Origin of the sequence: Bacillus gobiensis (genome assembly GCF_001278705.1) — a bacterium.
In the GTDB taxonomy this organism is placed as follows: domain Bacteria; phylum Bacillota; class Bacilli; order Bacillales; family Bacillaceae; genus Bacillus; species Bacillus gobiensis.
Genome location: NZ_CP012600.1, coordinates 3,079,837 through 3,092,799 on the forward strand (window position 1 = coordinate 3,079,837; position 12,963 = coordinate 3,092,799).

15 protein-coding genes are annotated in these 12,963 nt (G+C 41.8%); 6 read left to right on the top strand and 9 right to left on the bottom strand.

The window, feature by feature from the left end; genetic code table 11:
- Positions 1-123: 123 nt before the first annotated feature.
- Positions 124-1,122 carry a UDP-glucose 4-epimerase GalE gene (gene galE / locus AM592_RS15435; protein WP_053604629.1) on the bottom strand — a complete coding sequence of 333 codons (999 nt, stop codon included), beginning with the start codon at positions 1,120-1,122 and terminating at the stop codon, positions 124-126.
- Between the two features lie 377 nt (positions 1,123-1,499).
- Between galE and sinI the strand changes: the two genes are divergently transcribed.
- The 3 genes from sinI (at position 1,500) to AM592_RS15445 (ending at position 3,712) form a co-directional block, all read left to right on the top strand.
- Positions 1,500-1,628: a DNA-binding anti-repressor SinI gene (sinI, locus tag AM592_RS23405; RefSeq protein ID WP_082364072.1), complete on the top strand. Its 129-nt coding sequence runs from the start codon at positions 1,500-1,502 to the stop codon at positions 1,626-1,628.
- A gap of 234 nt (positions 1,629-1,862) precedes the next feature.
- On the top strand, positions 1,863-2,180 hold the full coding sequence (locus AM592_RS15440; RefSeq protein ID WP_053604630.1) for a DUF485 domain-containing protein: 318 nt from the start codon (positions 1,863-1,865) through the stop codon (positions 2,178-2,180).
- Positions 2,177-3,712, top strand: a complete 1,536-nt coding sequence (locus AM592_RS15445) for a solute symporter family protein (protein ID WP_053604631.1) — start codon at positions 2,177-2,179, stop codon at positions 3,710-3,712. Before AM592_RS15440 ends, AM592_RS15445 begins: the two co-directional genes overlap by 4 nt.
- Positions 3,713-3,751: 39 nt before the next feature.
- Here AM592_RS15445 and thiE read toward each other — a convergent pair whose 3' ends face one another.
- The 3 genes from thiE to cidR are packed head-to-tail and all read right to left on the bottom strand — an operon-like array spanning position 3,752 to position 6,188.
- Positions 3,752-4,420 (bottom strand): thiamine phosphate synthase, encoded by a 669-nt coding sequence (thiE, locus tag AM592_RS15450; protein ID WP_053604632.1) that lies wholly within the window; start codon positions 4,418-4,420, stop codon positions 3,752-3,754.
- A gap of 1 nt (position 4,421) precedes the next feature.
- Positions 4,422-5,234: a hydroxyethylthiazole kinase gene (gene thiM / locus AM592_RS15455; protein ID WP_053604633.1), complete on the bottom strand. Its 813-nt coding sequence runs from the start codon at positions 5,232-5,234 to the stop codon at positions 4,422-4,424.
- Between the two features lie 57 nt (positions 5,235-5,291).
- Positions 5,292-6,188 (bottom strand): cidABC operon transcriptional activator CidR, encoded by an 897-nt coding sequence (gene cidR / locus AM592_RS15460; protein ID WP_053604634.1) that lies wholly within the window; start codon positions 6,186-6,188, stop codon positions 5,292-5,294.
- Positions 6,189-6,300: 112 nt separating this feature from the next.
- Here cidR and AM592_RS15465 point away from each other — a divergent pair, with 112 nt between their 5' ends.
- Together AM592_RS15465 and AM592_RS15470 are read left to right on the top strand one after the other, a co-directional pair.
- Complete coding sequence (locus tag AM592_RS15465; RefSeq protein ID WP_053604635.1) at positions 6,301-6,675, top strand: CidA/LrgA family holin-like protein; 375 nt, start codon at positions 6,301-6,303, stop codon at positions 6,673-6,675.
- The gene (locus tag AM592_RS15470; RefSeq protein ID WP_053604636.1) at positions 6,669-7,352 is read left to right on the top strand and encodes a CidB/LrgB family autolysis modulator; all 684 of its coding nucleotides are present in this window, start codon (positions 6,669-6,671) and stop codon (positions 7,350-7,352) included. Before AM592_RS15465 ends, AM592_RS15470 begins: the two co-directional genes overlap by 7 nt.
- A gap of 44 nt (positions 7,353-7,396) precedes the next feature.
- Here the strand turns inward: AM592_RS15470 and AM592_RS15475 are convergent, their stop codons facing one another.
- The 3 genes from AM592_RS15475 to AM592_RS15485 form a co-directional block, all read right to left on the bottom strand.
- Complete coding sequence (locus AM592_RS15475; protein WP_053604637.1) at positions 7,397-8,227, bottom strand: ABC transporter permease subunit; 831 nt, start codon at positions 8,225-8,227, stop codon at positions 7,397-7,399.
- A complete protein-coding gene (locus AM592_RS15480) occupies positions 8,220-9,113 on the bottom strand; it encodes an ABC transporter ATP-binding protein (protein ID WP_225970401.1) in 894 nt (297 codons plus the stop codon). The genes AM592_RS15475 and AM592_RS15480 overlap by 8 nt, the downstream gene beginning before the upstream one ends.
- 406 nt (positions 9,114-9,519) lie before the next feature.
- Positions 9,520-10,707: a class I SAM-dependent rRNA methyltransferase gene (locus AM592_RS15485; protein ID WP_053604639.1), complete on the bottom strand. Its 1,188-nt coding sequence runs from the start codon at positions 10,705-10,707 to the stop codon at positions 9,520-9,522.
- Positions 10,708-10,793: 86 nt separating this feature from the next.
- Here AM592_RS15485 and AM592_RS15490 point away from each other — a divergent pair, with 86 nt between their 5' ends.
- Positions 10,794-11,156, top strand: coding sequence for a VOC family protein (locus tag AM592_RS15490; protein ID WP_053604640.1), 363 nt, complete (start codon positions 10,794-10,796; stop codon positions 11,154-11,156).
- A 49-nt stretch (positions 11,157-11,205) separates the two neighbouring features.
- On the opposite strand, the gene AM592_RS15495 is transcribed toward AM592_RS15490, so the two are convergent.
- Both AM592_RS15495 and AM592_RS15505 read right to left on the bottom strand, forming a co-directional pair.
- Complete coding sequence (locus AM592_RS15495; protein WP_053604641.1) at positions 11,206-11,706, bottom strand: LURP-one-related family protein; 501 nt, start codon at positions 11,704-11,706, stop codon at positions 11,206-11,208.
- 456 nt (positions 11,707-12,162) lie between these two features.
- On the bottom strand, positions 12,163-12,891 hold the full coding sequence (locus AM592_RS15505) for an amino acid ABC transporter ATP-binding protein (protein WP_053604643.1): 729 nt from the start codon (positions 12,889-12,891) through the stop codon (positions 12,163-12,165).
- Positions 12,892-12,963 lie beyond the last annotated feature (72 nt).

The following is a 12,963-nucleotide window of genomic DNA, read 5'->3' on the forward strand; positions in this document are numbered from 1 at the left end:
TCCACGATTGTTCTTTTTAACGAAAGGATTTGGGCACTCAAACATATAGAGTAGATGTTTCTATCCTATAAAGGTTTACCACAATAAAAAAGTTTGGTCAATATGCCAAAAAGTATTCTTTCATTATCCCTTACTATCAGAATAACCATTTGGATGCTTCTTAAACCAAGCCCATGCGCTTTCTATGATCGTATCTAGATCTGCATAGCGAGGTTTCCATCCAAGTTCACTCATCGCTTTATCAGATGAGGCAATCAACTGTGCCGGATCACCCGCACGCCGCGGTGCGATTTTTGCTGGTATTGCGTGGCCCGTTACCTTGCGGGCAGTCTCAACTACTTGCTTTACTGAGAAGCCTGTCCCATTGCCCAGGTTGAAGATACCGCTTCCTTTTCCTTTCCCAAGATGCTCAAGTGCGAGGATGTGCGCCTCTACAAGATCCATAACGTGAATATAATCTCTTATGCATGTCCCATCCTCTGTAGGATAATCATCACCAAATATTTTAATCTGTTCCCTTTTTCCGAGCGCTACCTGAAGGATGATCGGAATCAAATGAGTTTCCGGCTGATGGTCTTCTCCTACCAGACCTTCCGGATGGGCCCCTGCGACATTAAAGTATCTTAGAATGACGTGCTGTATTCCATAGGCCTCTTCCGCCCATTTCAGCATCTTTTCAATCGCCAGCTTTGTTTCACCGTAAGGATTCGCCGGGTTCGTCTCGTCAGTTTCTAAAATTGGTACATGCTTCGGTTCCCCGTATGTAGCTGCTGTTGATGAAAAAACGATTGATTTTACCCCGAATTCCTTCATGGCCTTTAGCAGACAGACCGCACCGTACACATTGTTATCATAATACTTTAACGGTTCTGCCATACTTTCTCCAACTAGAGAATCCGCTGCAAAGTGCATGACTGAATCAATTTCATTTTCTGTAAACACGCGTTTTAAAGTATCATAATCTCGTAAATCGCCCTCATAATAAACCGCGCCAGCGAGTACCGCCTCTTTATGCCCTGTCTGTACATTATCGATAATAACAGGAGTTTCTCCTTTATTTAATAATGCAGCCACCGCATGGCTTCCGATAAATCCTGCTCCTCCACATACTAACACTGCCATTTCATTTCCTCCTTTTTTCATCCATCCTTCAGTTCTCGAATTCTATTTTAACATGTTTAAAATTGTTAAATAAGTGGAATCGACAAGATAACACACCACCGTTTTCTAGTAGCGAACAGCACCATTTCATCAATTTACTTATATCGACTATTCTACTCTCAGTTTGATAGGTCTTTCCGCTTATTTTTTATTTGAATACTACCCAGCAACCCAAGGATTGATTATCATGAATTATAAGAATATATGGATTAATTAGTCATTTTTTTAGGGATGTGGTAGTAGTTTGATTCTCTGCTCTGTGAAATTTGTCATTTGTTAAGACATTTTGTCAGAAACGGTCAGCTGTTTTACAAGTCTTAAGAAAGCAGGGGGATGCTATGAAAGAGGAAATGGATGAGGTAAAATTAGATGCAGATTGGGTGTTTCTAATCCTGGAAGCCAAAAAAATCGGATTGAGCATTAATGATGTAAAAGAATTTCTTCTTTCAAGAGAGAAAAAGGGATAAGTAAGACAGCGTTTACTTATGACATGTGATTGAAGACAAAGCTGTATTGACCCACGATCAAGCCAGACAAAATTGCAGAAATGGCGCAATCAATACGTTTGACGTCATTTCTTGTACAAATAACACTAATTGATATGGCTCTCTATATGAAACTATTTGAATAAAGAACCGGGCAGCTCCATAATCTTAACTGACGCGGGTCAATAGTCAAATTATTTTTCTAAGGAGGAAGCCATGACAGAAAAGAAAGAATTAAATTACCGTGAAATTGCTTCATCACCAGCCTTTCAAAGATTACTGAAAAGAAAGCGCTTATTTATTGCTCCCATTGCTATATTCTTCTTTGTTTATTATTTTTCTCTGCCAGTTTTGACATCCTACTTTACGTTCCTCAATCAGCCGGCGATCGGAGCTATTACCTGGGCTTGGCTGTTTGCCATTACTCAATTTATCATGACGTGGGTTCTTTGTATATTATATTCTAAAAAGGCAGCACAATTCGACCAAGATGTAAACGCTTTAAAAAATGAGATTGGAGGAACAGATGCATGAGTATGACAGCATTTATTCTTTTTTTGGCGATTGTCGGTCTTACTCTTGTCATCACGTATTTTGCAGCACGAAAAACGAAGACAACGAGTGAATTTTATACTGCCGGAGGAGGTTTGTCCGGATTTCAAAACGGAATGGCAATCGCAGGCGACTACATGTCGGCGGCCTCATTTCTTGGTATTGCCGGGATGATCGCCTTAAACGGCTTTGACGGATTCTTTTATAGCATTGGCTTTCTCGTTGCCTATTTAGTGGTATTGTATATCGTGGCAGAACCGCTCAGGAACTTAGGAAAATATACGATGGCAGATATGATTGCCGCCCGATTTAAACAGAAAAAAATACGAGGAGTCGCAGCACTCAATACGATTGCCATCTCGACCTTTTACATGATAGCCCAGCTGGTCGGCGCAGGTGCACTCATTCGTTTGCTTCTGGGAATTGACTACACAATTGCCGTATTAATAGTTGGTATTTTAATGACCATTTACGTCGTTTTTGGCGGCATGATCGCGACCAGCTGGGTCCAGATCATTAAAGCCGGGCTTCTTATGGCTGGAACACTCATTATTTCTATTATGGTATTTGCAAAATTCGGGTTTAGCATTACCGATATGTTTGAGCAGATGAAAGCCGCCACACCGCTGGGAACCGATTTTTTAAACCCGGGAAATAAATACAATGTTCCGATGGAGACCCTTTCTCTTAATTTGGCACTTGTGCTCGGTACTGCAGGGCTTCCTCACATTCTCATTCGTTTTTACACCGTGCGGGATGCACAGACCGCAAGAAAATCCGTTGTGTCTGCCACATGGATTATTGGGATCTTTTATATTATGACAGTCTTTTTGGGATTCGGTGCGGCAGCATTTGTAGGAACAGATGCAATTTTAGAAGGTGATGCAGCCGGCAATATGGCAGCGCCTCTTCTTGCTCAGGCTCTGGGAGGAGACTTCTTATTCGCTTTTGTATCAGCAGTTGCTTTCGCTACCATTTTAGCTGTTGTGACCGGCCTCGTTCTTTCGGCCGCATCCGCCTTTGCCCATGATATTTACAGCCAGATTATTCGCAAAGGAGAGGCAACTGAGAAAGAACAAATGGTGGCTGCAAGATGGGCTTCTATCGGGGTTTCGGTTCTTTCTATCCTGTTAGCAATCTTTGCCCAATCTCTTAATGTCGCTTTTCTTGTGGCCCTTGCGTTTGCAGTGGCAGCCAGCGCCAACCTGCCTCTCATTATCTTTACTGTTTTTTGGAAACGCTTTAATTCGGTGGGCGCATTAACAGGCAGCCTCGTCGGTCTATTAAGCGCCTTGGTTCTTGTTTCTATTAGCCCTAGCGTGTGGAGTCCTGATGGATCTGCTATTTTTACTGGTGAACCGTTGATCCCACTCTCAAATCCCGGCATCATCTCGATCCCACTCGGATTTTTAGCTGCCTATTTAGGAACGATTCTTTCCCCTGAGAAGGCAGACACAGACGCTTATGCTGAAATCCAAGTAAAGGCAAATACCGGTATCCATATGGATTCATAGAAAAACAAGCACAATCTGCAAAAAGATTGTGCTTGTTTTTTAAAGCGAAAGCTTGCCTTCATCTACCTTCAGGCGAAATTGACGCGCCGCCTGCTCCGGATCTTTCGCCTTGCTTATAGCACTGATCATACTGACACCGTCTGCACCTGCTTGAATGATAGGAGGCGTATTTTCGCTCGTAATTCCGCCAATCCCGACGACAGGGATATCGAGCTTGAGTGTTCTGATTTGTTTAATCAGATCAAGCCCCATGACCGCCCTCGTATCCTTTTTTGTTTCGGTTGGATAAATGGGACCGACCCCGACGTAATCAGCACCGTCGTCTATTGCCTGCTTGACTTCATTTATATTGTGAGTGGACACTCCCATAATTTTTCCGCCGATTTTTTTACGAACCGATAAGGCATTTGCATCCTCTTGTCCAATATGAACCCCGTCTGCTTCAAGCTGCAGGGCAAGGTCTACGTCATCATTGATGATGAATGGAATGCTATACTGATTGCACAGTTTTTTCACACGGGCAGCCAGCTCAAGCTTGTCCTCTCCGGCAAGGGCACCTGTTCCTTTCTCGCGGAATTGAAACAGGGATGTTCCTCCTTTTATCGCTTTTTCGATAATCTCCAGAGGATCGGCCTCTGTATTGTTTGACCCCATAATAAAATAAACGGAAAGATAGTCTTTTATTTCTTCTTGTGTGACACGAGCCATTTTATTGCACCTCTTTGATCAGGCAGCGTTCGTCGATCGCCTCATCAGTCGTCTCTGCAAGCTGATTTAAAAATTCAATTTGAAAGCTGCCTGGACCGTTATTGCCTGCTTTTTCCCCAGCGATTTCAGCAGCTACCCCATAATATGCGACCGCCGATACTGCTGCCTCGAGATGATTATCAGCCTGGGCACAGAACGCTCCAATGACAGAGGTTAATAAACAGCCGGCTCCAGTTACTTTCGTCAGCAGCTGATGTCCGTTATGCACGGTCCATGTGTGACTCCCAACCGTAATGACGTCCGTTTTCCCAGTGATCGCGACGATACAGCCCCATTTGCCTGCAGCTTTTTTGGCCAGGCTGACGACATCGCCTCCGCCTTCTCCAGCGTCTACACCTTTAATCGTCCAGTTTTCTTCTCCAAGCGTGTTTGCGATTTCTGCCGCATTCCCTCTAATCACGGTTATTTTCGCCTCACGCATGATCTTTCTCGCCACATCCGTCCGAAACGGAGTTGCTCCGGCTCCGACTGGATCGAATATAACAGGCACTCCGTTTTCATTTGCCGATCCCGCCGCAATCAGCATGGACTCCACCGTCTCTGTGCTCAGCGTACCAATATTCAGGACGAGCGCACCGGATATTTTCGCCATGTCGGCGACCTCTTCCTTTGCGTAAGCCATGACAGGTGACGCGCCTAGCGACAATAGTCCGTTTGCTGTAAAATTCGTGACGACATTATTCGTAATATTATGAACAAGCGGAGATTTAGTCACGACTGCAGCTCGATGCCTTCGAATAACTTCACTATTCATCGTATTCTCCTCCTTAAGGTATTCCTTTTTTACCCGTTCCTTCTCCAAGGATAACAATTATTTTCTGACCGAACGCCACATATAGGATGTCGTATGGTCGATCCATGCCCTTGCAGCAAATGGCAAATATCTATCCTTCCGCCAGATGATACCCAGGTGCCATGGAATTGACGGGTTCACAAGGGGAATTTTCCGTACTTTTTCCGGGTCCAAGTCTCTGCAGATTCTTTCCGGCAACAGGCCTATCCCTAAGTTGGCATAAACCATCTCGCTGATGAAATCCCATTGCGAGGTTTCATAAATCACGGTTGGATGGAAGCCTGCTTTCACACATTCCATGGTTATTCGATCATGCAAGACAAAATCTTCTCGAAAGAAGACAAACGACTGGTCATGCAGATCTTTCAGCTCCACTTCCTTTTCATTGGCAAACGGATGAGAAGGGTGGACAATCAACATCAGATTCTCTTCTACTATCGTAAACTTATGAAAAATTTCTTCATTAGCCGGCAAAACTACTACGCCAATGTCTAACGATCCTTCGCCTACACTGTTTTGAACGGTAATCGATCCATGCTCGAACAGCTGAAATGTCACGTTTGGATATTTTTTGCGAAAATCGCCCATGACCCTCGGAAAAAAACCGGAACCAATCATAGGCGGCAGCCCGATTCGAATATGCCCCTTTTTCACATTCATTAAGTCATTAATTTCAGAGGTCAGATTTTGAAATGATTTTGTTATTTCTTTCCCCTGAATGTACATGCTCTCTCCGGCGTCTGTCAGTTCAATTTGTCTGCCATTGCGGTAGAACAGCTCTACTCCGAGTTCTTCTTCAAGGTTTTTTATCATTTTACTAATGGTCGGCTGGGATACGTATAATGATTCCGCCGCTTTCGTAAAGCTTTTTAAACGGGCGACCTCCAAGAAATAAGTTAAATGGCGAATATCCAATGTTTGAACTCACCTTCCATAGATAAAAGTAATATCACCTATTCTTTTTATATATTTTACCTATAACAAAACGTCCTGTACACTAATTACTATAAGAAAGGGTGTGCTGAAAATGAAAAAGTTTCTTATTGGTTCGCTGCAGGTCGCTCTTTTGTTTATTTTTGCTCGATTTATGAATTTTGTCGTTGAAATTCTTCACATAAATATTCCAGGAAGCATTCTTGGTCTTATCGTACTATTCATTTTGCTTCATTTCAAAGTGATTAAAGTGGAATGGCTGGAGATTGGAGCATTATGGCTGCTTGGAGAACTGCTTTTGTTCTTCATCCCATCAGCCGTTGGTGTTATCGAATATAAAACATTAATGTCAGAATACGGTATAAGCATCCTGCTCATTGTTATTATGAGTACTTTTTTTGTGATGGTAACTACCGGGAGTTTAACTCAGTTCATTGCGAAACGAAAGGAGAAGAAAAAAATATGCTGATCAGTTTCATTAGTCTTCTTGCTACAGTCGCCCTATATATCGTAATGAAAAAGGTATATAAAAAACACCCAAGGTTTTATACTTCCCCACTATTAGTTACACCGTTGTTTTTAGTGGCTGGATTACTCCTTATGGAAACATCTTATGAGGATTACAATAAAGGCGGGCAGCTTTTAACAAATATGCTCCAGCCTGCGACGATTGCCTTTGCTATACCGCTTTACAAATATTATCCGGTATTAAAAAAATACGCGGTGGAAATTTTGTTCAATGTTGCACTGGGTTCTATATTAGCAATTCTCTCGACGATAGTGATCGCAAAATTACTCAACCTTGGTACAGATTTAATTGAAAGCATGATGCCGCGTTCTGTTACGACGCCTATTGCAATGGACGTTTCTAAAATGATCGGGGGAATTCCCGCAATTACGGCTGTATTCGTCATCCTGACCGCTATTTTCGGTTCCGTCATCGGTCCGCTTGTCATACGCTATTTCCGAATCGATAACGAAATCGCCAGAGGAGTGCTTCTCGGAACGAGTGCCCACGGAGCAGGGACATCCAAAGCTTTTGAACTTAGCTCTGTGTCCGGTACCATCTCCAGCATATCAATGATTCTGGCAGCAATTATCACGCTATGTGCCGCTCCATTTTTAGTAACGATGATTTCATGGTAAAAAAGCCATTTTGCAACTATAAGCAAATGGCTTTTTTTCTTTTGTTAATGCACTTGTTTTTCGAACAAAATATGCCTCTCATTCATTTTGGCAATCCGCCACAGCAGCACTGCGCTTCCGGCGATGATCAGCAAAGCGATAATCAGGATAATAATAGGACTGAAAAAAAACAAACCGCTCACTTGACTAAGCATTAATCCAATAACAGGCAGCACAATAATCCCACCTAGCTGCTGAGCCTCCTGAAATCCTTTAACACGGGCTGATATCAATATATTAAATAAGATTGTCAAAATCGTAATCGAAGGCACTATAAGCAAAACAAACATCAGCCAGTTTACCGTTAGAAATAAAGTCCCATTAAATTGACGATACGTTAGAAGATTGATCCCTATTGCACTAAGCAAAAATCCTCCTAACGATAAAGTAATTGCCGGCAAAAAAGCGGCAAGCATCTTCCCGATAAATAAATCCTTGATCGCAATCGGGGAAAATAAAAGACTTTCCAGTGTCCTTTTTTCTTTTTCGCCGACAAAACTATTCGCCGCAATCAGCATAGAAGTAATCACCGGAACAAGCAGGAACAGAGAAGGCAGCATATAATTCACAAATAGATAAATCACCTGGCTTTCTTGATTGTCGAGGCTCCTTACAGTCTCCCCGGCCTCCCCCGGTATTTGGCCAATTAGCTTGAGCATTTGGCCCAGCCCGTTCACAGCAGAAAATTTATCAGTTTGGAGAAGATATACGACTACGCTCGGCATTAGTACACAAAGTACCGCCGGCAAAATCACCATCGGCAGCCAGATCTGTTTAATCGCCAAGATCGACTTTATATCTTTTTTGGCGATAATCCACACTATTTTTTTATCCATTGTTTCTCCTCCTGACTTCAAAATAAACTGATTCCAAGCTCAAGTTTTCAATAGAAGCAGAATGTACCCATGTTTTTTCTAAAATGGTTTTTAACAGCGGTGAAATATCATTTTTTGATTGAAGGGTAAACAGGATAGTCGACTCATTTATGCGCTCAACCGGATAGCCAAACCAAATTGTTCCTTCAACCTTTAATCCGGTTTCTAGTTTCAGCTTGATACCTGTTTGAAACGTCTCCTCCAATTCACGAAGAGCTCCTTCTGCCAAAACCCGGCCATTCTCCATAAATATATATGAATCGCAAATATCCTCCAATTGGTGCAGGACATGAGAACAGATCAATATCGTTGTCTTTTCATTTTGATTTAGCTTCTTTAAATAATGCATCACGTCTCTTATTCCATCTGGATCCAGGCCATTTGTCGGCTCATCGAGAAACAATAGCGCCGGCTTATGAAGTAAAGCTTTCGCAAGTGCAAGCCTCTTTTTCATCCCCGTGCTGTAAGCGCCAACCATTTTTGTTCGATGGTCGTAAAGGTCAAACTCATTCAGCAATTCACGAACACGTTCCTTTACTTTTCTAATACCGTACACCTCTCCGAAAAAAGTCAGATTGTCTTCACCGCTCATTTCATGATAGAGTCCGGCACTTTCGGTTACTATCCCGCTCATTTGGCGAATCGTGTGTCCATCGATTGTTGAGCTAAAGCCGTTGATGGACATTTCCCCTCGATCAGGCAGGATCACTCCATTTAACAGCCGAATCATCGTCGTTTTGCCAGATCCGTTCGGTCCGAGCAGGCCGACAATCTTTCCATTTTCGATTGTAAAATTCATCCCTGTCAGAACAGGCTGTGTCCCGTATGTTTTATGGATATCTTTCACAGTAATCAATCCCCGAACACCTCTTTATTTGTTTTTCTATTTATTAGACGCTCTTTATTAGATGATCGTTTTTGATTTTTGAAGTTTAAAAAGAGGATGGCTCCGGCACGGCTGGCCGAGTCATCCTCAAGTGGGATTGTTTAGGTCGGAAATTGCATAGTTCGATTGGTGTTACTCCTATATAGTAGACAGTTTATTATGCATACTTCTTAAGGATCGATATAAACGGAAAAAATCGCCGGTGCCTGCTTAATTGCACAGTTGCGTATCTTTATTGCACAGTGAACTTAATTAATTGCACAATTTCTTTATTTTATTGCACAGTAGAGCCTATTAATTGCACGATTCCACAACTTTTTTGCACAGAATGCCCGCTTTATTGCACAATTAATCCGCACCGTGACATCTACTGCACCTGAAAGAAGACCACCTTCAAATAATTTCCCTCTGGAAAAGCTTTCGTTGTTTTAAAATCATCAGGCAACGAAAATTCCTCGAGAATACGATAGCGACGGTTTGATTCTTTACACGCAGTCTCGATAAAACCTTTGAATTTAGCCATGCTGATTAAGCTCGTGTTCGAAGAAGCGATGACAATACCTTTTTTTGCAGTAATCGAGACGGCGTCCTTGATTAACTGCTTGTAATCCTTTTGGGAACTGAACGTACGTTTTTTTGTTCTCGCAAAAGAGGGCGGATCCAAAATCACGAGATCATACGCCAGGTTTTTCTTCACGGCATAGCCAAAGTAGTCGAACACGTCCATCACTTTGATTTCTTGTGTATCAGGATCAATGCCATTGGCGAGAAATTGCTCTTTCGTTTTTGGCAGGCTTCTGTTTGCCACATCGACACTCGTTGTTTTCACAGCTCCACCTAGGGCCGCAGCTACAGAAAAAGCTCCCGTATAAGAAAACGTATTTAACACGGTTTTTCCGTTTGCATACTTGTCGCGAATCGTTTTTCTGACGTTGCGTTGATCGAGAAAAATGCCTGTCATCGCACCCTCGTTCAAATCGACCGCATAACGGATGCCGTTTTCTTTAATTAACAGCGGAAAATCTCCTCGTTCTCCTTTGACAAAGTCATCTTCCTCTACGTATTGGCCGGCTTTATCAAACCGTTTTTTCTGATAAATCCCTTTGTACTCCACAAGCTCATCCATTGCTTTTAGCAGATATGAACGAAATTCGTAGATGCCCTTGCTGTACCATTGAATTAAATAATAGCCACCATAGAAGTCAATCGTCACTCCGCCGATACCGTCACCCTCGGCATTAAACACCCGAAACGCGGTCGTATCTGGGTTATCATATAGAGGCTTTCTCTCCTTTATCGACTTTTGGAGCTTCCTCTTAAAAAACGCTGTATCAAACTCTTCACCGGCGTCATTCGTGAGAACCCAGCCAATCCCTTTGTTTTGAATGCCGTAATAGCCCTTGCCGATAAAGCGGTTTTGCTCGTCAACCAGCTTAAGAACGTTCCCTTCCTCTATTGATTCACTCAAATGATTTACCACATCTTTTGTTATCAAGGGATAGCCTTGCTTAAACTTTTTCACTGCTTTTGTTTTCAAGGATACTGTATGTTCCACAATTGCTTCATTCCAATCAAATATGTTGCCTTTATCGTACCATATTTTCTGAATTTCATTCTTGACGATTGGTATAATAGTGCAAGATGAAACTGAAAGGAGCAACTGTCGCTGTTTATGTAGAAGATCAGCAGAAGGCGAAAACATTCTGGACAGAAAAAATGGGCTTTGAAGTCACTGCCGAACATCCTATGGGACCTCATGCGTTCTGGCTTGAAGTGGCTCCTAGACATGCGGAATCAAAACTCGTACTCTATCCGAGATCGATGATTGAAGGTTACGAAACGAAACAGGCCTCCATCGTATTTGAAACCGAAAATATTGAAGAATTTTATGAAGAAATGAAGAAAAATGGTGTCGAACTTCTCAGCGAACCGCAAAAAATGCAATGGGGTACGTTTGTTCAATTCAAAGATCCGGATGGCAACGAGTTTTTATTAAGAGGATAATTAAAAGAAGGGGATATATTCGATTTCTTTTTAGGATATATCCCTGCCTTTAAGTGGTACTGGAGCTTGCCGCCGCAGCATTTTGATTTTGCATCTTACCTACTCCCATAACGATTGCAATCATTTCCTCTAAATACCCATCGTTTATTACGTGCAGTTTATATGCCGGTGATGAAAAGAAGTGGCTTACTCGTTCAAATTTGGCAGCTAACGTACCTTTGTCATCTAAAATATCGTACTCTTTCGATAAAGCTTCTGATTCGATTGAATATTTTATTTCGCCATTTGGTTTGAAGTAGTGATATTTTTTAGAGAATAGTGTAAATTTCTGTTTTAGCATTCCGAGTTTGTTATCGTTCGCATCCGATACAGTCCAGTGAGCAAAAAAGCCCATTTTTCCTTTTACCAATTCCTGCTGTTCTGCATCCATTACCGATAAAGTCGACGTAAACACATTTTTCAAATCCAAATACCCCGTCGTTTCTTTGTTCTCATTATATATTTCGGTGATTCCCGCAGAAAATAAGTTGTCGGAAAAATATCTGATCATTAAATCACCCCTCTATTACATTTTACGAGCGAATGCAATGAAAGTTTCACTCTTTTTTTCGATTAAAAATATATAGAACAACAGCTGCGGCTATTGCGAAAATTATCAATTCTGCCAGATCAAGACGAAAATCAAGCAAAGTATTTATACCTTTAACGAATAATATCCATATGAAACAAATGGTGAAAGAACTCAAAATGAATACTTTGAACCATCTAGGAATAGAAAGCCAATATTTTAATAATTTCTGCGAAAATTTCCCCATTTGATTTCCACCCTCTTCATAATTCTCTTATTTCATAACCTCCGTTAGGTATGAATACAACAGTAAAAATATCGTTAAGATGAGGTCGAACCACATGCTTGTTAGGAAAACAAAGTGAAAAGTGCCTCTTCAAAAAGAAACACTTTTTTCTAGTAAACATATCTATTTTTCTTCTGTTGTGATCTAAATCCTCACAATACCTTGCTTAAAAAAGACTTGGTCCGTTCATGCTGCGGATTCGAAAACAATTCAATCGGTTTATTTTCTTCAACAATGTACCCGCCGTCCATAAAGATGACGCGGTCACCAACCTCTCTTGCAAAGCCCATTTCGTGGGTCACAACAACCATTGTCATCCCTTCATTTGCAAGCTGTTTCATTACTTCAAGGACATCGCCGACCATTTCTGGGTCAAGCGCAGAGGTAGGTTCATCAAATAGAAGCACCTTGGGCTCCATTGCGAGTGCGCGTGCAATTGCGACACGTTGTTTTTGGCCGCCTGACAGCTGGCTTGGATAGCTTCCTGCTTTTTCCTTCAAACCGACCTTATCCAAAAGCTCAAGGGCCATTTTTTCCGCCGACGATTTATCAGCAGAACGTACTTTAATCGGTGCAAGCGTGATGTTTTCTAGGACCGTTTTATGAGGAAACAAATTAAAATGCTGGAACACCATGCCAACGTCCTGCCTCACAGCGTTAATATTAATCTTAGGATCCGTAATAACATGTCCGTTTACGATCACTTCGCCTGATGTAATCTCCTCAAGTTTGTTCAAGCAGCGGAGAAACGTGCTTTTTCCAGAGCCGGAAGGGCCAATTACGCACACAACTTCTTTTTCTTCAATTAATGCATTAATATCTTTGAGCACTTCATTGCTTCCGAAAGATTTTTTTAAGTTTTTTACAGTAATCATGCTCATCTACATTCAAATCTCCTTTTTAAATAGAAACTTAAGAGAATCTGCTCCGATTTCAATATGTCTATTTTACTA

Excerpts from the sequence above, each read along its gene's own strand:
- galE (WP_053604629.1), bottom strand. The coding sequence starts at position 1,122 with ATGGCAGTGTTAGTATGTGGAGGAGCAGGATTTATCGGAAGCCATGCG.
- thiM (WP_053604633.1), bottom strand. The coding sequence starts at position 5,234 with ATGAATAGTGAAGTTATTCGAAGGCATCGAGCTGCAGTCGTGACTAAA.
- AM592_RS15470 (WP_053604636.1), top strand. The coding sequence starts at position 6,669 with ATGCTGATCAGTTTCATTAGTCTTCTTGCTACAGTCGCCCTATATATC.
- sinI (WP_082364072.1), top strand. The coding sequence starts at position 1,500 with ATGAAAGAGGAAATGGATGAGGTAAAATTAGATGCAGATTGGGTGTTT.
- AM592_RS15440 (WP_053604630.1), top strand. The coding sequence starts at position 1,863 with ATGACAGAAAAGAAAGAATTAAATTACCGTGAAATTGCTTCATCACCA.
- AM592_RS15495 (WP_053604641.1), bottom strand. The coding sequence starts at position 11,706 with ATGATCAGATATTTTTCCGACAACTTATTTTCTGCGGGAATCACCGAA.
- AM592_RS15445 (WP_053604631.1), top strand. The coding sequence starts at position 2,177 with ATGAGTATGACAGCATTTATTCTTTTTTTGGCGATTGTCGGTCTTACT.
- AM592_RS15505 (WP_053604643.1), bottom strand. The coding sequence starts at position 12,891 with ATGAGCATGATTACTGTAAAAAACTTAAAAAAATCTTTCGGAAGCAAT.
- AM592_RS15465 (WP_053604635.1), top strand. The coding sequence starts at position 6,301 with ATGAAAAAGTTTCTTATTGGTTCGCTGCAGGTCGCTCTTTTGTTTATT.
- AM592_RS15475 (WP_053604637.1), bottom strand. The coding sequence starts at position 8,227 with ATGGATAAAAAAATAGTGTGGATTATCGCCAAAAAAGATATAAAGTCG.
- thiE (WP_053604632.1), bottom strand. The coding sequence starts at position 4,420 with ATGGCTCGTGTCACACAAGAAGAAATAAAAGACTATCTTTCCGTTTAT.
- AM592_RS15490 (WP_053604640.1), top strand. The coding sequence starts at position 10,794 with ATGAAACTGAAAGGAGCAACTGTCGCTGTTTATGTAGAAGATCAGCAG.